Source organism: uncultured Parabacteroides sp., assembly GCF_905196875.1.
In the GTDB taxonomy this organism is placed as follows: Bacteria; Bacteroidota; Bacteroidia; order Bacteroidales; family Tannerellaceae; genus Parabacteroides.
On the sequence record NZ_CAJJWO010000090.1, the window covers coordinates 1 to 19961 of the forward strand.

Below are 19961 nucleotides of genomic sequence, written 5' to 3' on the forward strand. Positions count from 1 at the left end.
CCGCCTATGTTATGGCCAGTGTCGCATATCACCTTCGGTTTTTCCCGTAAGGTCTGCCAACGTCCCATCAATCCGGTCAGTTCTACCACACGTTCGAAACCTTCGCGTACGGCTTCCTGTGGAATATCGACTCCCACACTATTGAGCAAGTTGAGGGCTGCCAGTACGGTTTTAGCATTCCTTATCTGGACTACGCCGCCCAGTTCTCCGAACAATTGTCCGTATTCGACGGAATCTAGGTACCATTCTCCGGTATCCATCAGGTAAGACTCTCCGAGCAAATCCTCTTCGGATGCAAAATAAACCAGTGTGTCGTTTTTAACTGCCGCTTCGGAAAATACTTTGGCTACACTGTGGCTATACACTTCTCCGACCAATGCAGGTGCATTCGGTTTGATGATCCCTGCTTTTTCAAAAGCGATCTTCTCAACCGTATCGCCCAGGAACTGGGTATGATCGAGGCTGATGTTCGTGATGATACTTAGGATCGGAGTAATGATATTCGTACTGTCCAGGCGTCCGCCCATACCTACTTCTATAACGGCGAAGTCTACCTTTTCAGCCCGGAAATAATCGAAAGCCATGGTAGAGGTCAGTTCAAAGAAGGAAGGATGAAGGGGTTCGAAGGTGGTACGATGGCGTTCTACAAAATCTACAACATATTCCCGGGGAATCATTTTACCATTTACGCGGATACGTTCGCGGAAGTCGATCAGGTGGGGAGAGGTGAAAAGTCCTACTTTATATCCGGCCTGCCGGAGGATCGCAGCTAGTAAGTGGCTGACGGAACCTTTCCCGTTCGTTCCTCCTACGTGAATCGTTTTATAGGCTTTATGAGGATTTCCCAGATAGTTGTCGAGTGCGATACTGGTATCCAGTCCCGGTTTGTAAGCGGAAGCTCCGCTGTGCTGAAATACCGGAATGCTTGTATATAGATAGTGAAGCGTTTCTTCGTAAGTCATGCTGTTCGTTTTTATAATTGGCAAAAGTAGTTAATTTTATTTATACCTTTGCACCCTGTTAATATAAAAATAAGAGTAGAAAGGAGATGAATAAACAACGTGTAGCTTATACTCCGATCGGTGGAGTATGTTCTAAAATGATGATTGTGGATGCGGAAGATAATATTATTACCTGTGTGCAGATTGTAGGCGGTTGCCAGGGCAATACTCAGGGACTGAGTAAACTCTTGATCGGTATGGGAGTACAGGACGCCATCCGACGGTTGGAAGGTATCGACTGCCGTGAACGGGGCACCTCCTGTCCGGATCAGTTGGCACAGGCCTTAAAGAAGCTTAGTTGAAGAATTTACGGAATATCTTTCACTAACCTGAATCCGTTGTTGAAGTGCTTACTTCCCGGATAGATGTAGTAATGGCAGGTAGGGCGACAGTTTGCCCGTTCGTTAAACCAGGTACCACCGCGTACGATGGCATATAGCCTGCCTTCTTTTTCAAAACTGTCGGAGCACCATTCCCACACATTACCGCTCATATCGTGGATACCCAACTCATTGGGTTCCTTCATGCCGACCGGGTGTGGTTTGCCTCCGGAGTTTCCGGCATACCATCCGAGACTGTCGAGTTCCATTCCACCGCTGTATAAATGATCCCGTTTTCCGTACATTCCTCCACGGGCTGCATATTCCCACTCTTCTTCTGTCGGCAGACGTCCGCCGGCCCATTGGCAATAAGCTTTCGCTCCGTACCAGGTGATGTAAATGGCGGGGTGGGCTTCGTAACCGGAAACCGGTTTCCCGTTCTGGATTCCCCAGTTACATTCATAATATAAAGGCTGTCCCGCGTCGGGACCTTCTTTGATCACATTACTTTCGTATGTTTTCAGGAACTCGGCAAACTGGAAGTTGGTAATTTCATATTTGCTGATGGAGAAACTGTTTACTTTAACTTCATGAGGCGGATTGTTGTCTTCTTTATAGGTCGATCCCATTTTGAAAATACTTCCTTTTACCTCTATCATTTCCGGATTGACATTGGTTGATAACCACTTCCGGAATTCTATCTCTTTTATCCGTTTCTGAGCTTCGTCGCGGTCTTCTTCCCTGACATCGCTTTCAATGAATTTATTGAGATAGGAGATAGATATGTCGTAGGCTTCATTGCCTTTCAGCGGGAGTAGCCGTTGGTACATGGTAGCCAGTGCAATATATCCGTCAGTGCGTTCAGGGTCCAGACGGACCCCCTGCTCGTATAATTTGTATGCTTCTTCCGTATATTGATGTATTTTGACGGGAGTGCCGTCCAATGAAAGCAGGTTGTCTGCCTGCCGGATGCAATTGTCGGCGTAAGGATTGATCTGGTTACTGATTATACGGGCGAATTTCGTTTTTTTCATTTCTACCGGGATCAGGCGATAGAACTGCCTGAGTGAATCGGGTGATAGTTTCTTCATGATACGGGTCAGAAGGAACTGGCCGGCATATTTATCCATATTTTCCCCGATAAAAGCAATGCGGACGGAATCCCTTTCCCGTTGGACTGCATGCAGTTCGATATCTACTTCCAGTTCCAGGCTTCCCCGTACCGGTTGGGTTTTCAGATTATTCAGGGATTGAAGAAAAGCCGGTTGTTTTTTTCTTTTTCCATCGGAGCGTTTTTGGCCGATAGCTCCTAATTCGTGTTGAGCCATCGAGACGGCACTCAAGCTGTCGATCCTTTTGTTGAGCTCGTGTGTTTCCTCCAGGTAAACAGCATATCCCGTATGTGTACCAGCCCCTTCGAAATGAAGTCCGTTTGGGAAGTCGGAGAGGTGTCCTTTTACATAAAGTGTATCGTAGTCTATGAGCAGGTCGCAATGGTAAAATTCATCATCTATCGTTGTGCATAACCATAGATGCTGGGGAGTATCGGCTAATGTTCCTTTCATCAGGAATTTTCCTTTTTCGATTCGCATGGAGTTGATGATACGTTGGTTTTCGAATTGTTTAAGGAAGAATACAGTACCGTCTTTTACTCCTTCTATATGTGCTTGTATAACATACGAGCCGTTATTAGCCACCAGGAAGAGGCTGAAACAGGTAAATAGTATCGATAGAAATATTCTGGTCTTCATGCAGATCGTTTATAAGGTTATTTAATCGATTATCAGTTTGTATCCGATTCCCCGGACATTCAGTATCTTTATCGATTCGTCTTTCGACAGTTTGTGTCGCAGTTTTGTAATAAAGACGTGCAAGCTGCGGGCGTTGAAGAAGGAATCGTCGCCCCAAAGGTCTAATAGTACGCCTTTCATCGGCAATACCTGGTCTTTGTTTTCGCAAAGCCGTTTGAGTATTTCCGATTCACGGTTGCTCAGGAGTTGCTTATCTCCGCAATAGAGGAGCGTTTGTGTGATCGCATCGAAGGTGTATTGTCCGAGAGTAAAGGTCGATTTTTCTTCCTTCCGGACAGTGATCTTGTTCAACAAGGCTTTGATACGAACGATCAGCTCCGCCATACCAAAAGGCTTTTTCAGGTAATCGTTGCCACCGAGTTCGAAACCTTCAACCACATCATTGGCGGCAGAACGGGCAGAAAGGAAAAGGACCGGTATCTGGCTGTCTGTTTTACGGATATGCCGTATCAGGGTAAAGCCGTCTATTTTAGGCATCATGATGTCGGTCACGATAATATCTGGTTTAACTTCTTTGTAAAGCGCCAGTCCTTCTTCACCGTTGGCTGCCAATACGATATCGAACTCTTCACCGTCCAGCGTATCTTTGATGATCATTGCCAGTGTCGGCTCGTCTTCTACTAATAATACTTTTATCTTTGCCATTGTCTTTTCTTTTAGTTTTTGAAATGAAGGGTGAATGTGGTTCCTTTGCCCGGTTGGCTTTTCACGGTGACCGATCCTCCATGTTTCGACATCATATCTTTTACATAATATAATCCCAGCCCAAACCCTTTTACGTTATGCAGGTTGCCACTGGGTACGCGGTAAAACTTGTCGAATATTTGTTGCTGGTTTGCCTCGCTGATACCGATACCATTGTCCGTAACGGATACACGGATCTCATTCGACAGCGTTTCGGCACTGATAAAAATTTCAGCCGGATTATCTCCGGAGTATTTTACAGCATTGTCGATCAGGTTACCCAGTATGTTATAGAAATGCGTCCGGTCGGCAAATACTGCAATTGCCTCTGGTATATTTGTCGTTATGTTGACTGGTTTACCGGCTTTCAGTTTATGCTGTTCAATGAGCGGAGCGATTAAATCGGAGATAAGGATCGATTCCTGCTTCAGGCGGAAGGTATTGCGATTTTCCACGGAGAGAGTAAGGATCTGTTCTACGAGGCCGGTCAACTGAGTGAGCTGCTCGCGAACGATACTCAGGTATTTTTTCTGTTTCTCGCTGACGTTGGTGTCGTAATTAAGCAAAACGTCATTGGCTGCATAGGCAACGGAGATAGGCGTTTTCAACTCGTGTGTCATATTGTTGGTGAAATCCGTCTTTAATTCTTCCACTGTTTTCTGGCGAAGGATGGTATAAATCAGGTAAACGAATGCGATCAGGATCAGGAGGACCAATAAGAAGGATGAAATAAGTATCCCTGACATTTGTTTGAAGACCAACTGGAAGGGTGTTTTTAATGTTAGTCGGTAATATGCCTCCGGCTGTGTACCTTTGATCGGGTAGGTGAATTTTAAACCTTTGGTACTGAGTGTGTCGGCCGATCGGAATGTCATAACAGTTTCCGGCAGGCTGTCCTTTACCTGAATTACTTCCAGTTTATAGGGGACAGAAATATCGTGCTGTTTGAGTTCCTGAACCAGCAAACTTTCGAATAAAGCATAGTCGATCGGTTTCAATGAATCGAGCTTCTCATGTAAGGCTCCCTGTATCTGACCTTCCATCGAGGTCAACAGAGCCAGGTATTCGTTAAGCGATTCGGCAGTTTCGTCGTATTTGAATGGGTTTTTATCTGTTTTTACAGAGAAGGTATCCATTAATCCGTTTCGGGAAATCTCTTCTGTGCTGTCTTTCGACAGTTCGATTTTTGAAGTTATTGTTCCTGGGCTTTTGTTCTCTGTCAGCGAGTCCATTCGGATGAAAAGTTCCTTATAATCGGCCATACGCATGGCATCCTGTATATTCCCGTTTACTTGCTCCCAGGTGGAATCGTAGAGCCCTTTCAACCAATATCCCTGTGAAAATAACAATGCCGCCAGCGATAAACTTATCAAAGTAGCTATGATTTTGAAACTTAATTTGGTTTTCATATATTGTTCCTGATCTTTCAGGCAAAAATAATGGATATGTTTGGGAGTTTGGGATTACGGTAAGACTAAATAACACTTTTGTGATATCAATGCATATATGTTTCGTCGTCAAAACATATATCTTTTGTTGTCAAAGCATATATCTTTTGTTATAAAAAGTCCATTTTATTTTATAGCTTTGCGCCTTATTTCCTATAAGATAGCCAGATGTCGATATTAAGATACCTTTTCATATTGTCAGCTTGTTCGCTGATTACTTCTGAATTACAAGCTCAGTTTCTGGATTATGGTGCGGATCCGGCCCGGTTTAAATGGAATGTAGCGAAGTTGCCGCACTACAATCTTATTTATCCTCAGGGCAACGATTCAATGGCTTACCGGTATGCTTTATATCTTGAAAATGTATATCCGCGCGTTAAGAAGACGATAGGAGAACCGATGAAGATCAAATTTCCGGTTATTCTCCATCCTAGCAGTATGTCGTCGAACGGACTGGTTTCGTGGGCGCCGCGCCGTATGGAGTTGATTACGACTCCTTCGTCGAAACTGGATGCGCAAAGCTGGGACAAGCATCTGGTGTTGCATGAATCGCGCCATGTGATTCAGATGGGAAAACTGATGCATGGTATATTCCGGCCATTGTATTATATAATAGGGGAGCAGGCTGCGGGTGTGGCCGCCTTCTTTTTACCGACCTGGTTTCTGGAAGGGGATGCGGTAAGTACTGAAACGGCTATGTCGAATGCCGGACGGGGACGGTTGCCGGAATTCAATATGACCTATCGTGCCCAGATGCTGGGAGACGGAAAATTGTTTTCGTTTGATAAGTTACTGCTCGGCTCTTATAAAGATTATACCGGCGATTATTATGCGTTGGGGTACGATCTGACCTCTTATGCCCGTTATCGTTATGGCAGTGATATCTGGGACAAAACGACGAGTCGCTATGTGTCTGTCCCGTTCCTTTTTTCTTCGGCCTTCAAACATCATACGGGGATCAGTATAGATAAGCATTATAAGGAAACATTTGATTATCTGCTGGATGAATGGAAGAAGCAAGATACGGCTGTACTTGTTCCTTCTTATCTTTCTCCGGCGCAAGATAAATATACCTCTTACCGGTATCCCCAGTTATTGAACGACTCTTCTGTTATTGCAGTTAAATCCGGTTTGGAAGATCTGAACTCCCTGGTCTTACTGACAAATGGAAAAGAAAAGCGTTTGAGCTATATCGGACGTATCAACAGTCGTCTTAACCTTCGTAACGGACAGGTTTTCTGGACTGAAATTGTACCGGGGCTTCGCTGGACACATGAGAATTATTCAGTATTGAAACGTTATGATCTGGCAACCGGACATATTACGACTCTCACTCCGTGTCAACGTTATCTGGCACCTGCTATCGATGAGGCTGGAAAGACGGCTGCCGTTTCCCGTTTTACTATAGCCGGGAAGAGTGAACTTGTACTGGTCGATCTGGAAAATGGAAAAGAACGGGTCTGTTTCGATGTACCCGACAATGCTTTTATCAAAGAGTTGACGTTCGGAGAAGATGGGAATGCGATCGCCATAGCTGTCAGCGATGCCGGAATAGGGATTCTGCAATTGAATACTCAAACTGGTGATTGGACCGAACTGATAGAGGCTACTTCTGCCAATATTACCGCTCCGGTCTGGAATAAAGGACGCTTGTTCTTTGAATCTGGTGTTTCCGGTACGAATAATATTTATAGCCTGAATCTTTCGGACAGTCTGGCTTATCGCTTGACCTCTTCCCGGTTCGGTGCTTTCGACCCGGCTTTCGATCCGCAAGGGGACCGTTTATTCTTTTCGGATTATCAGGCAAAAGGATACCGGGTGGCTTCCCTACCGACAGATAGTTTATTGGCAGAGGCCACGAATTTGGGCCAGCCGTATCGTTTCCCTTTAGCAGAGACACTGGCAGAACAGGAACAGTTCAATCTGGATTCGGTCCGGATGGATTCGATCGACTTCAATCCTGTACCATACCGGAAAGGATTGCATACGTTTAAAATACATAGCTGGGCTCCGTTCTATTATGATGTGGCCGAGGCGATGAACAGTGGAGCCGATGATCTGGCTACCATCGTAAAGCCCGGTGTCATGGTATTATCGCAGAATTCGTTGAATACGGCTATCATGCAGGCCGGTTGGTATTATAAGAAAGGGTATCACCACGGTAGGATGGCTTTTACCTATAAAGGTTGGTTTCCAGTGTTCGACCTGGCTCTCGATTATGGAGAGAAAGCATTCGATATGAGCTGGACTAAGAATGAGGAAGGGAAAGAAGTTACTCAATTGCAATATACCCATCGTAACCAATTGGAAGCCGATGTCCGCGTTTATCTGCCTTTTAACCTGACAAGAAATCATTATACACGTGGTATTCAGCCTTCTCTTACCTATTATTATACCAATAATAGATACCAGCAGTTCGAGAGTAGGAAGTTTAGAAATTTCCAGTATATCTTACCTGAGTTACGATTTTATAATTATCGGCAGCTGGCACAACGTGATATTTTGCCTCGCTGGGGATATCAGGTTCGTTTGCAGTATCTGTATTCTCCCTTCAATACAGAGAATTATGGGGATTTATATGCTGCACGTCTGACGACTTATTGGCCGGGAATTATTCGTAATCATGGTTTGATGCTTCGTTTCGGTTATCAATATCAGACATTGGACGGAAAGTCGTTGTATCTTCCCAAACGTTTGCTCGATGAAACACGCGGGTATAATTATTTGTATCAGACCCGCCAGCAATGGGCGTTCAAGGCAGATTATGCCTTTTCGATCTTTTCACCCGATTTAAGTCTGGGACAATTCGTTTACATCCGTCGTTTGAGGGCGAATCTTTTTTATGACCTAACTCGTAACGAGGCCCGTAAGGCCGGGGGATGGACTACCCAAAGCTCGTATGGTACTGACCTGATATTCGACTGGAATCTCCTTCGTATGACTTTCCCTTTAACTACGGGTGTGCGTCTGATACAGCCAATTAACTATGGCAAATTCCAGGCAGAGATGCTATTCTCAATTAGTTTTTAATGCGGGGTAACAACGCTACTTGAAACTTCTTTAATAAGCCCCGAGTTGCCTATAGGCAGCAGAAATGATTGAGTCTGTTACATTTTCGTCCCATCTCATACGCCTCTTGCAGAACAGGGTTACCCTTAATCTCTCCAACATGCCATACACCTCCGCAGAATACATATCCTTTTATTGTCGGATTTTCCAGACAATCGAGGAATCCTTTGAAGTTGGTTACGATACGTTCCATTATTGCAGGATCATCCTCTGCTGCGGTAGCTATGAAATAAAACTCCTTGTTTCTCATTTCCGTATAAGGGCCGCAGCAACGGTCTATCAGCATTTTCATCTGTGCACTCATAGCATAGAAATAAACAGGAGTTGCCATGACAATAATGTCTGCCCGTAGTATTTTGTCGATGATTTCGGCAGCATCGTCTTTTTGCGGACACGGTTTTTTGTATTGGCTGCATACGCTGCACCCCAAGCAAGGATGTATTGTCTTGTCTCGGAGAAATACTTTCTCCACTTTATTGTTGCTATCCATTGCACCACGCATAAATTCATCACAAAGCATGTCGGAGTTTCCTCCTCGACGCGGGCTGGATGATAAAATCAAAACTTTCTTTGGCATATTCTTATGTTATTTATATTTTCTGCTACAAAGTTCGGAATAAAGAAGAGTTTTCTTGGTAGATAAATTACGGATTGCATAACCCCAATTACAGATTTATGATGCAGAGAGAATATGTAAGTTTATGTAATCCGTAAACAAGGTTATACAATCCGTAATTTGGGTTGTAGAAGTGACGGAAGTATCCGGTATTTTTGTAATCGAGATACGAATACTGTACACTGAATAATCTGTAAGTAGGATATGGAAAAGAAAAAAACATTGGATTTTAAGACCGTATATGATTGTAACTGTTGCCTGGCCTGCAAGACGTTGCATCCGCAGGTAAGTCTTATCAATCTGGAGAACCCATCGTTAGAACAGGATACCGTCAAGTTTGAGTTTTATGCTATCCTTCTGATAGAGAATTACCCTGATGAATCTTCATGTTGCGGACGGAAATACTATGATTATTCCAATGCAACAATGGTATTTCTTACCCCTGGTGAAATTTTCCGTATGAGTGAGGAGAAAACCTTGCCCGGCAAAGGCTACCTGCTGGTGTTTCACCCGGACTTGCTATTTCAGACCACACTGAAGAATCACATAGAGAATTACACATTTTTCCACTATCGCAAGGATGAGGCATTACACCTGTCACAGCATGAAACGGAAAAAGTCACCTGCTGTCTATGGAATATAGAAGAAGAACTGCATCACTCGATTGATATGCATAGTAGCACTATCCTCTCCCGGTATATCGAATTGTTGCTGGACTATTGTACCCGCTACTACGAACGTCAGTTTATCACCCGTGAGAATGAGAATAAGACTATTCTGGAAAAAATGGAACAATTGCTCGATGATTATATAAGTTCCGGTAGACTGCAAAATGGTAAACTGCCTGCAGCCGACTATCTTGCGGAGAGACTCAATCTTTCCACATCCTATTTCAACGACCTGCTGAAATTTGAAACAGGCAAGACGCTGGAACAGTATTTCGAACTCAAACGGTTAGAAGTTGCTAAACGGATGTTACTGAAATCCGATGCCACACCAGCCATCATAGCCCGTCAACTTGGGTATCCGAATGTGCAGTATTTCAGTCTTATATTCAAAAAAATAACGGGTGTTGCACCTAGCGATTACCATTATTCACAAAATTGAAAGTTGTCATTTTGATAAGTGCGTGAAGTCATTGTGATGACTAAGTCGGGAAATTATGTATTAAAAAAGAATAAATAATTGTTCGTGATATTACGAATAGAATATTGTTCGTATATTTGCGAATAATATTTTTATTCTATGTCAAGAAAAGATTTTACAACTGAACAAGAAAGATTGGCCCGTTTTGCTAAAGCATTGGGGCATCCTATCCGTATAGCCATATTGCAAATGTTGGCAAGTCAGGAATGTTGTTATCATGGGGACATGTCGGAGGTACTGCCAATTGCCAAAAGTACCCTTTCACAGCATTTGAAAGAACTGAAAGATGCCGAATTGATACAAGGAGAAATTATTCCTCCTACAGTTAAGTATTGCATTAATCAGGAGAATTGGGAAGAGGCTAAAAACTTATTTTCTTTATTCTTTGTCGCTATCAAAAAGAAAGAAAACTGTAATAATAAATAGAAATATTCATTATCTCCGTATAAGTACGGATCGCTTAAAATTATATATATGAAAACGAACGAAGAGAAAAAAGCATTAGTCAAAGAACAGTATAGCCAACTGGCACTAAACAGTGATTTATTAAAATCCGGTTGTTGTTGCGGTACAAAACCTATGGCTCCCTCAAAAAAGGTCTTTACCATAATGAGTGAGGATTACAGCCAGCTGAAAGGATATGAAGCTGATGCCGATTTGGGGGTAGGGTGCGGACTGCCTACCCAATATGCCGGTATAAAGGAAGGAGATATAGTTTTGGACTTGGGGTCGGGAGCTGGTAACGACTGTTTTATTGCCAGAGCCGAAACAGGTGAAAGCGGTAAAGTGATCGGGATTGATTTTTCTCCGCAAATGATTGAGAAAGCTCGTAAAAATGCGATAAAACGAGGGTATACGAATGTGGAATTTATCGAAGGAGATATAGAAGACATACCACTGGCTGATAATTCAATAGATGTGGTCGTAAGTAATTGCGTCTTGAATCTTCTTCCTGAAAAGAATAAGATTTTCAAAGAAATACATCGTGTTCTCAAACACGGAGGTCATTTTTGTGTATCGGATGTGGTTTTGAACGGTATATTTCCAAAAGAGTTTACGGACAATGCATCCATGTATGCCGGTTGTATTGCCAGTGCGATTCAACGGGAAGATTATTTGGCAGAGATTGAAAAGGCGGCATTTGCAAATATCGAAGTCAAACGGACAAAAACAGTCCTGATTCCTGACGAGGTATTGGAAGAACACTTGGATGAATCGACAATATCCGGCTATAAAGCAGGGAATGTAGGGATATATTCCATCACCGTGACCGGTGAAAAAATATAGTAGTAGCTATTTTAATTTGAAGAATATGACAGATCAGCTTGACTTATTGACGGAAGAGGAATTAAAAGATTTGGTAAGAATATATGCCAGAAATATTTATGCACTTGACGGAGTGTGGTTTCGGTCCATGGAAACGGAATGTGGAATGGGACGCTACGTTGCATGATAAGCGAGCGTGGACGAGGTTTACCAGTACTACGATCAGTAATTTGGGTTAGATAATCAGTGATTTATATACTTTTATATTGGATACTATTCTGTAATTTTGTGTCATAACAAATAGAAATAAAAATTACATATGACAGCAATGAAGGTTAAAGGTATGATTATGGTAGTGATCATGATATTATGTATCCCCATAAATGCACAGAAGCAAAGTGATAAGACATTGGTTGCTTATTTTTCGGCAACAGGAACAACGGAGAAAGCAGCTAAGTTGATTGTAGAAGTTACAGGTGGAACGCTCTATGAAATACAACCTGAAAAAGAATACGTCGCTGCAGACTTGGATTGGCATGACAAATCCTCGCGTAGCAGTGTTGAGATGTCAGATGTCAAATCACGCCCTGCGTTGAATTCTAAATCTGAAAATTTTGCAGGTTACGATACCATTTATATAGGTTTCCCTATTTGGTGGAATTCTGTTCCAAGAATCATCAATACTTTTATTGAAAGCAATGATTTTGCAGGCAAGACGATTATTTCGTTTGCAACATCGGGGAGCAGCAGTATTACTAATGCAGAAAAAGAGCTACAGGAAACCTATCCTGATATGAAATGGCAGAAGGGTCGACTTCTGAATGGTGCGACTAAGGAAGATATTAAGAAATGGACTAAAAAATAAATTATTATGAGAAAGAATTTTGGGGCAAAGCCCTTTACTTATCCGCAGCCGGTGTTTATTATCGCTGCTTATGATGAAAATGGTACTCCCAATGCTATGAATGCCGCCTGGGGTGGTATCAGTGAAATGCATGAAATTAGTATTTGTATCAGTGAGGGACATAAAACGACTGCAAATATCCTGAAGCGTAAGGCTTTTACCGTGAGTATGGCAGAAGCCGGGCAGGTGTTTGCATGTGATTATGTAGGTATTGTTTCCGGTAATAAGGTATCGGATAAATTCGCCCGTGCAGGTTTTCATGCTACCCGTTCGGAGTTTGTGGATGCACCGTTGATTGACGAATTGTCTGTAGTACTGGAATGTAAATTGAAGGACTATAACCCAGAAACCTGTATTTTGCGAGGTGAAATAATAAACGTAAGCGTAGATGAGCGCGTTCTCGATGAAAATGGTAAGGTGGATGTATCCAAAGTGTCTCCCATTATATTCGACCCGTTCAATAACGATTACCTGGAAGTCGGTAAAAAGGTAGGTAATGCTTTTTCCGATGGTAAGAAATTGAAATAAGGAATGTCTGTAATGAAAGCTTATCTCTATATTATAGGATATCGCTTTACATTCGATGATAAGACTAAATAACACTTCATAAGCCAACGGTAACACAGTTTCTCATTGTAACTCCTTTCCTTTGCAATGAGAAATAAATAAAATCGATGGATATGAAACGAATACTTTACTACATGATGTTTTTGCTGGTTACCGGTAATGGGATGTTGATCGCTCAAAATACGATTCACGGAAAGGTAACCGATACGGATAATATTCCGGTAGATGGCGTAGCTGTCGTACTTCAGACATTGGATTCCGTTTATGTGGATGCAGTGGTGACCGATAGTCTCGGACAGTTTAACCTGAACCGGGCAGCTAATCAGGTTTACAGACTTCTCTTCCAACATCTTTTATACGAACCTTTCCAACAGGAAATTTCACAGGCGGATGCCGGAACGATTCGTCTGACAGCTAAAGATTATGAGCTGGACGGAGTGGTGGTAAAAGCCGAACGTCCGAAGGTTAAAGTAGAGAACGGCGCATTGAAGTACGATGTTCCGCAACTGATGAAAGATAAATCAGTCAGTAATGCTTTTGAAGTCGTGAAGCAATTGCCCGGAATTATCGGAGGATCCGACGAGATACAATTGTTGGGAGCCGGGTCGCCGCAGATCGTATTGAACGGGCAACTTACAACCATGTCGCTCGACCAGCTTATCACACTTCTGAAGAGTGTTCCCTCTTCACGAGTAAAGAATGTGGAAGTGATGTATAATGCTCCGGCTAAATACAATATCCGGGGAGCTTTGATCAACGTCGTGCTGGATAGCGGAGTTGCTGACGGTACTGCCTTGCAGGGTGAAGTAGGAGCTGATTATCTTCAGAAGCATTACGCTGCAGGTAAGGCGCATGCTAATTTGCTATACACCACTTCGAACCTGAATATTGATTTCCTGATGACCGGGGGGAAAGGGCGTGGGTTTGTGGGAGAGGACATCATGGCCCGTCATACGCTTAAAAATCAAGTTACTGAGATCAACCAGACCGGACGTGGAAACAGTAATGTTATGAATGGAGATATGCGGTTGGGCATGGACTATACATTTAAAAATAAAGATAAACTCTCGGCTACTTATTATCTGGGAGGCAGCAATACCAAAACACATCGTTCTGCTGAAACGTCTTTTCTGACTCCGGAGAAGTCCTTTTCTTCCGATCAGCGTTTCAGTAGTACGAATGGGGATGACGATGCGACATTGCATAATGTTCGTTTTCAATACGACAGTCATAGCGGTTTAATGGCAGGGATTGATTTTACTAAGTATCGTTCGCCTTCTTTCCAACATTTCCTGGAAAAACGCGGTGAGGAAACATTGACGGATATGAATAATAATTCCCGTCAAAATATTTCACAATGGGCACTATTTGCCAACCATACACACACTTTTGCTACCGGGTGGACACTGAATTACGGTGTCCACGGTGGCTACACCTCTTCCAAAACGTATAATGATTATCTATATAATAAAGGTAACGGGTATGAACTTGATCCGGAATCGCTTGAAAATAATTTGCAGAAAGAATATACCGGAAATGTCTTTCTGGAAGCGTCAAAAGACTTTGGTGATCATTTCTCTGCAACCGCATCTGTAAAAGGGGAGTATTTTAAGTCGGATTATACTTCGAATGGAAAGAAGTCGACTCTTTGGAATGACTGGACTTTCTTCCCGAATGCATCGTTAACTTATACATTTACTCCATTGCATATAATGCAACTGAATGTGAACAGTGAAAAGACCTATCCTTCTTACTGGGATATCACGCCACAGTCTACACCTATGAATTCTTATTCGGAAGTTGTAGGAAATCCGGCTTTGAAACCTTATTGCTCGTATGAAGGACAGTTACTTTATATTTTTAAACAGAAGTATACCTTTATGGTTTTCGCGCAGTACGAACCGGATTACTTTGCCCAGTTGCCGTATCAAAGTTCTACAGAACTGAAAAATGTGTTCCGTTATGAGAATATGGATTATAATTTGATGGTAGGAATAGGGACTGTTATTCCGTTCCGTATCGGTGAGTTCATGAATAGCCAGTTTACGGCACAGGGAATCAGGATGCGTCAGAAACTCGATCATTTCAATGATATTTTTTTTGATAACAGTAAATATCTTGGACAATTCTTTTTGAATAATACGTTCACGCTTTCCAAATCGCGTCCAAACCTGAAGCTGGATTTGAATGGTTATTATATAACAGGTGCAGTGCAGGGTATTTACGACCTGGGTTCCGTTTATAACGTTTCAGCCGGTTTGAAATGGCAGTTCGCCAATGATAAAGCGACGGTTCTCCTGAAGTGCGATAATATCTTCCGAAGCAATCTTCCGAAAAAGGTAGAGATCAATCAGGCAAACCAATATAGTCGCTTAACGAAGATTGACGATACACGTTGTGTGACGGTTTCCTTTATTTGGAAGTTCGGTGGTTATAAGAGCAAACAACATGATAAGGTAGATACTTCCCGGTTCGGAAAATAATAGGAATAGTTTGATTAATATTCCGGTGTCTGATGAATATTCATAGTCCTGTATTTTAAGCTTTGTGTAAAATGTAATTGATTTTAGTATTTATTTTATAGTTTTGTAAGTGAATAAATTAGTTCCATTTTAATCTTATGTAAATGACAGGCTTGAAGGCATCCCTCTTATTATTTATTTTTCTTTCTTGTTTTTCCTGTAAAAACAGAAATACCGGAAAAGCATTGGAAGGAGAAGGGCAATCTACGTTGTCAGTATCTGTACCGAACTTCAATTCAGATAGTGCTTATACTTATGTGGCAGCTCAGGTTGATTTTGGACCACGTGTTCCGAATACGGAAGCACATTTGCATTGTGGAGATTATCTGGTGGATGGCTTGAAACGTTTTGGAGCAACCGTGCATGTACAGGAAGCAAAACTTACTGCATATAATGGAGATCGTCTGAATGCCCGTAACATTATTGGTTCATATAATCTGGAAAACTCCCGGCGAATACTTCTTTTTGCCCATTGGGATACCCGTCCGTATGCAGATCACGATCACGATCCTGCTAAATGGCGTGTTCCTATTGACGGTGCGGATGACGGAGCCAGTGGAGTAGGTGTCTTGTTGGAGATTTGTCGTCAGTTGGGTATGAGTAATTCGGGTATCGGTATTGATGTTATATTTTTCGATGCGGAAGATTATGGTACACCCCGTTTTATTACAGCTAATAGTCCGAAAGAAAGCTGGTGCCTGGGGTCGCAATATTGGGCAGCTAATCCTCACGTAATAAATTATCGGGCGGAATATGGTATCTTGCTGGATATGGTGGGTAGTCGTAATGCGACATTCTTTAAAGAAATGACATCTATGGAATCGGCTCCTCAGATAGTGGAAAAAGTTTGGGGTGCCGCACGTGATCTCGGATATGGTAAGTTCTTTATTAATGAAGAAGGTGGTGGTGTACTGGATGATCATACCTTTGTTATAGAAGGACGTAATATACCGTGTATCAATATTATAAATAATGATCCGGAAAGCTCTCACAGCTTTGGCTTTTACTGGCATACACATGCTGATGATCTGGGTAATATAGATCGCAATACCTTGAAGGCGGTTGGTCAGACAGTTCTTGAGGTGGTTTATAAAGCTGGAGAAAAATAATAAAAAAGCGTAGATCGATAAATTCCGGTCTACGCTTTTTATTTTATCTGGGTACGATTTCAAAAGGAATCCTGATTGATACTCCCTGTTTCATCAGATTCATCAAATTGGGGTACATCCGTTCTTTGAACGAATCCCAGTCACGATACTCCATTTGCGTCCATCCGGCTTCTGCCAGAGCCAGCCCGCGTGGAAAAGTCATATAAGTTACCCGATTGATATCTTTTATCGCTTCTCCCCATAATGTGCCGCAGATACCCTGGATATGTGCGTGTTGTGCTGCCGGAAGTCCGTAACCCGGATCGAACTGATAACAGGTTTCCAGCGTGGTAACAGGCATTCCCCAGTTATTGAATTCCGGAAGATCTCCTTTGAGCTGAGGATAATCCAGGTAGGTGTATTCACCCGGAGCCATGATTAGCGAGTTGCCGTGTTTGGCTGTCAGTTCGATACATTTAGGAGTAAGTCCGGCACGCCAGGTTATCAGTGTGGCATCTTTGGGATAGTCAAACAGATATTCATTGGCAGGCATACGGATATTGTCCAATTCGCACCATAAAATCGGTTCTTTTCCGTATTTGCGGACAGAAGCCAGTATCTTATCGAAGAAATAATTCATCAACTGCGATTCCTTAGTATAACCTAACTGCTTCATTAATGACTGGCAACGGTCGCATTTCGTCCAGTTCTTTTCGATAACGGCTTCGTCGCCTCCCAGGTGTATTTTGGAGGAAGGGAAAAGTTCGGCTATCTCTTTGATTATATCGTCGTATACGGTATATACCTTGTCGTTATTGGCACAAAGCATCAGGTCAACCGTCTTGCCCATGATTTTTTGGATCGTATCGGTATGGGTACAGCCGAGTTCCGGGTAAGTAGCCAGTACGGCAACTGTATGTCCAGGTATATCCAGTTCCGGGATGATCTCCACGTTTCTGTCGGCTGCATATTGGATGAGGTCTTTTAGTTGTTGCTGGGTATAATAACCGTTATCCGGTCCGTTAGGTCCGGTTTGGGGATTACGAAAGGCACCGGTTTCAGTCAATCCCGGATGCTTCTTTATTTCGACACGCCAACCCTGATCGTCCGTCAGGTGAAGTTGCAGTACATTATATTTGTATTTTGCCATCTGATCGATGTAGAATTTTACATCTTCGACAGGAAGGAAGTGACGGGCCGGGTCTAGCATAAGAGCACGGTAGCCGAAACGAGGTTCGTCATCGATACGAATGGGGGTGATCTGTTTATTTGCTGTGTTACAAACATCTCCCAATAATATCTGGTCCAATGTTTTCAATCCATAGAAGAGAGCATCTTGTGTGGCTCCTTTGATGGAGATTTTATTCTCTGATATATCGAGAACATAATGTTCTTTCCCCTGTATTCCGGGGTCTGTCGATAATTCGATCAGGGAGTTTCCACTAGCGGTAAAACCTCCCATAATCGCACTTTGGCCAACTCTATCCCTTAATATACGCTGCAACTCGAACAAACAAAATGCCTGTTTCGGCAAATTTGTTTTTACGGTTGTCTGCGAAGTGATAGTGAAATTTTTCTTGCCTGTAATCTGTTCGATGTGATTGGGTAAAGGTAATAATGCGGATGTGTTACTTTGCCCGAATGAGCAAGCCGCTGTTAATAGAAACAGAGATACGAGTTTGAGTTTTTTAGTACTAAAGATCATAGGTGTTAGATTTTATTGTTTGTAAAAAAATCATTGCGCGGCAAATATACATACAAGATTTAAATTTGAATGAATCGAGAGGGTAGATATTGTTATTTGGATAGGTATTACGGCGATTCGCCCAAAAACGGAATAAATTGGTCATTCAACTTTATTTTACCTTTTAAACTAAATAAGTCTCAAAAATGTTTTTAACTTAGAAGCGATAATCATTAAATCGAAATGATCATGGGAGCAAAGAAGAATTTTGTATTGGATACCAATGTTATCTTGCATGACTACAAGTGTATCGAAAATTTTCAGGAGAATGATATCTATCTTCCTATCGTCGTGTTGGAAGAGTTGGATAAGTTTAAAAAGGGGAGCGACCAGATTAATTATAATGCCCGTGAATTTGTACGCGAGCTGGATCTGATAACCAGCAATGATCTCTTCCTGAAGGGTGCTTCGTTGGGAGCAGGTTTAGGAACATTACATGTGGTAACCGGTGATAAATATCAGGAAAAGATTGCATTATCTTTCCCGGACAAGACACCGGATCACCGGATTTTATCCTGTACACTTTCTGTTGCGGAAAAGAATCCGAAAGTACAAACTATCCTGGTAACGAAGGATGTCAATCTTCGCATGAAAGCCCGTGCTTTGGGTATTCAGGTGGAAGACTATATCACCGATAAAGTGGTCAATGTCGATATCTTTGAACGGGCACAGGATACCTATGAAAATATTGATCCTGACCTGATTGACAAGATCTATTCGACACCGGACGGACTCGATGCGGATATGTTTGAATTCAAGTCAAAACTGGGGCCGAACGAATGCTTTATATTGAAGAGTATACGTGCTTCTGTTTTAGCTCGTTATAATCCTTTTACAGGAAAAGTAAAGAAGGTGGAAAAGAGTTCGAATTATGGGATACAACCCCGTAATGCCGAGCAGAGTTTCGCCTTTGAAATATTGAATGATCCGGATGTTAAGCTGGTTGGACTGACAGGTAAAGCCGGAACCGGAAAGACGTTGCTGGCCCTGGCTGCTGCCCTTAAACAGGCTGGGTTGTACAAACAAATTTTATTGGCCCGTCCGATCGTTGCGTTGGCGAACAAAGATATCGGATTCCTACCGGGTGACGAGAAACAGAAAGTGGCTCCTTATATGCAGCCTTTGTTCGATAACCTGAATGTAATTAAGAACCAGTTTGCTCCGGGAAGCCCGGATGTTCGTAAGATAGATGATCTGCAGAAGAATAACCAGTTGGTTATTGAGGCTTTGGCATTTATCCGCGGACGTAGCTTGTCGGAAACATTCTGTATTATCGATGAAGCACAGAACCTGACACCGCACGAGATCAAGACGATCATCACCCGTGCCGGAGAAGGAACGAAAATGGTCTTTACTGGTGATATCCAGCAGATCGACTCTCCGTATCTGGATGCCCAGAGTAATGGCCTGGCCTATATGGTGGATAAGATGAAAGGACAGGAGTTGTTTGCCCATATCAATCTGATCAAAGGCGAACGAAGCCAGTTGTCTGAGTTAGCATCGGATCTGTTATAAAATTTAATCGGTGCATTTGTGTAAAAGCAAATGCACCGATTAATATTATTTAGATAGTCTGTTATTGAAGTCTTTGAAAACATCCCGGAACACTTCCTGTCTCTTGTTCGATTTTGTTGAAGTCCTTAAATATGATAGGGACAGTATATTTCATTTTTGTTGGCCTTCCTCTTACTTTTCCGGCTTTCCATCCAGGCATCTTTTTTATAATTTCGATGGCAATAGAATCTTGTTCGGCTGTTAGTGGAAATACTATTTCT

At 42.5% G+C, this 19961-nt stretch carries 17 protein-coding genes and 1 pseudogene; 11 read left to right on the top strand and 7 right to left on the bottom strand.

Annotation, left to right across the window (positions count from 1 at the left end; translation table 11 throughout):
- A partial coding sequence (locus QZ076_RS19710; protein WP_293716555.1) for a Mur ligase family protein occupies positions 1–962 on the bottom strand: 962 nt, incomplete at its 3' end.
- An 86-nt stretch (positions 963–1048) separates the two neighbouring features.
- On the opposite strand from QZ076_RS19710, the gene QZ076_RS19715 reads away from it, so the two are divergent.
- Entirely contained in the window at positions 1049–1303 is a 255-nt protein-coding gene (locus tag QZ076_RS19715) for a TIGR03905 family TSCPD domain-containing protein (protein WP_293716557.1), read from the top strand.
- Positions 1304–1308: 5 nt separating this feature from the next.
- Here QZ076_RS19715 and QZ076_RS19720 read toward each other — a convergent pair whose 3' ends face one another.
- The 3 genes from QZ076_RS19720 to QZ076_RS19730 are packed head-to-tail and all read right to left on the bottom strand — an operon-like array spanning position 1309 to position 5225.
- Entirely contained in the window at positions 1309–3072 is a 1764-nt protein-coding gene (locus tag QZ076_RS19720) for an SUMF1/EgtB/PvdO family nonheme iron enzyme (protein WP_293716558.1), read from the bottom strand.
- Positions 3073–3093: 21 nt separating this feature from the next.
- Positions 3094–3777: a response regulator transcription factor gene (locus QZ076_RS19725; RefSeq protein ID WP_293716559.1), complete on the bottom strand. Its 684-nt coding sequence runs from the start codon at positions 3775–3777 to the stop codon at positions 3094–3096.
- Positions 3778–3788: 11 nt separating this feature from the next.
- Positions 3789–5225, bottom strand: a complete 1437-nt coding sequence (locus QZ076_RS19730) for a HAMP domain-containing sensor histidine kinase (protein ID WP_293716560.1) — start codon at positions 5223–5225, stop codon at positions 3789–3791.
- A 207-nt stretch (positions 5226–5432) separates the two neighbouring features.
- Between QZ076_RS19730 and QZ076_RS19735 the strand changes: the two genes are divergently transcribed.
- Complete coding sequence (locus QZ076_RS19735) at positions 5433–8294, top strand: hypothetical protein (protein WP_293716561.1); 2862 nt, start codon at positions 5433–5435, stop codon at positions 8292–8294.
- A 49-nt stretch (positions 8295–8343) separates the two neighbouring features.
- On the opposite strand, the gene QZ076_RS19740 is transcribed toward QZ076_RS19735, so the two are convergent.
- Positions 8344–8910 (bottom strand): flavodoxin family protein, encoded by a 567-nt coding sequence (locus QZ076_RS19740; protein ID WP_293716562.1) that lies wholly within the window; start codon positions 8908–8910, stop codon positions 8344–8346.
- A 243-nt stretch (positions 8911–9153) separates the two neighbouring features.
- Here QZ076_RS19740 and QZ076_RS19745 point away from each other — a divergent pair, with 243 nt between their 5' ends.
- The 8 genes from QZ076_RS19745 to QZ076_RS19780 all read left to right on the top strand — a co-directional run bounded on the left by QZ076_RS19745 (position 9154) and on the right by QZ076_RS19780 (position 16463).
- Positions 9154–10056: a response regulator transcription factor gene (locus QZ076_RS19745; protein WP_293716564.1), complete on the top strand. Its 903-nt coding sequence runs from the start codon at positions 9154–9156 to the stop codon at positions 10054–10056.
- 138 nt (positions 10057–10194) lie between these two features.
- On the top strand, positions 10195–10521 hold the full coding sequence (locus QZ076_RS19750; protein ID WP_293716566.1) for a metalloregulator ArsR/SmtB family transcription factor: 327 nt from the start codon (positions 10195–10197) through the stop codon (positions 10519–10521).
- 48 nt (positions 10522–10569) lie between these two features.
- Positions 10570–11382, top strand: a complete 813-nt coding sequence (gene arsM, locus QZ076_RS19755; RefSeq protein ID WP_293716568.1) for an arsenite methyltransferase — start codon at positions 10570–10572, stop codon at positions 11380–11382.
- A gap of 25 nt (positions 11383–11407) precedes the next feature.
- Positions 11408–11548, top strand: a complete 141-nt coding sequence (locus tag QZ076_RS19760; RefSeq protein ID WP_293716570.1) for a hypothetical protein — start codon at positions 11408–11410, stop codon at positions 11546–11548.
- 141 nt (positions 11549–11689) lie between these two features.
- The gene (locus QZ076_RS19765; protein ID WP_293716582.1) at positions 11690–12226 is read left to right on the top strand and encodes a flavodoxin; all 537 of its coding nucleotides are present in this window, start codon (positions 11690–11692) and stop codon (positions 12224–12226) included.
- A 6-nt stretch (positions 12227–12232) separates the two neighbouring features.
- Positions 12233–12793, top strand: a complete 561-nt coding sequence (locus QZ076_RS19770) for a flavin reductase family protein (RefSeq protein WP_293716572.1) — start codon at positions 12233–12235, stop codon at positions 12791–12793.
- Between the two features lie 152 nt (positions 12794–12945).
- Complete coding sequence (locus QZ076_RS19775; RefSeq protein ID WP_293716574.1) at positions 12946–15315, top strand: outer membrane beta-barrel family protein; 2370 nt, start codon at positions 12946–12948, stop codon at positions 15313–15315.
- Between the two features lie 143 nt (positions 15316–15458).
- Complete coding sequence (locus QZ076_RS19780) at positions 15459–16463, top strand: M28 family peptidase (RefSeq protein WP_293716576.1); 1005 nt, start codon at positions 15459–15461, stop codon at positions 16461–16463.
- Between the two features lie 43 nt (positions 16464–16506).
- Here the strand turns inward: QZ076_RS19780 and QZ076_RS19785 are convergent, their stop codons facing one another.
- Entirely contained in the window at positions 16507–18147 is a 1641-nt protein-coding gene (locus QZ076_RS19785) for a beta-N-acetylhexosaminidase (protein ID WP_293716578.1), read from the bottom strand.
- A 228-nt stretch (positions 18148–18375) separates the two neighbouring features.
- Here QZ076_RS19785 and QZ076_RS19790 point away from each other — a divergent pair, with 228 nt between their 5' ends.
- Entirely contained in the window at positions 18376–19701 is a 1326-nt protein-coding gene (locus QZ076_RS19790; RefSeq protein ID WP_293716580.1) for a PhoH family protein, read from the top strand.
- A gap of 61 nt (positions 19702–19762) precedes the next feature.
- Here QZ076_RS19790 and QZ076_RS19795 read toward each other — a convergent pair.
- A pseudogene (locus QZ076_RS19795) lies at positions 19763–19961 on the bottom strand (hypothetical protein); the annotation flags it as partial.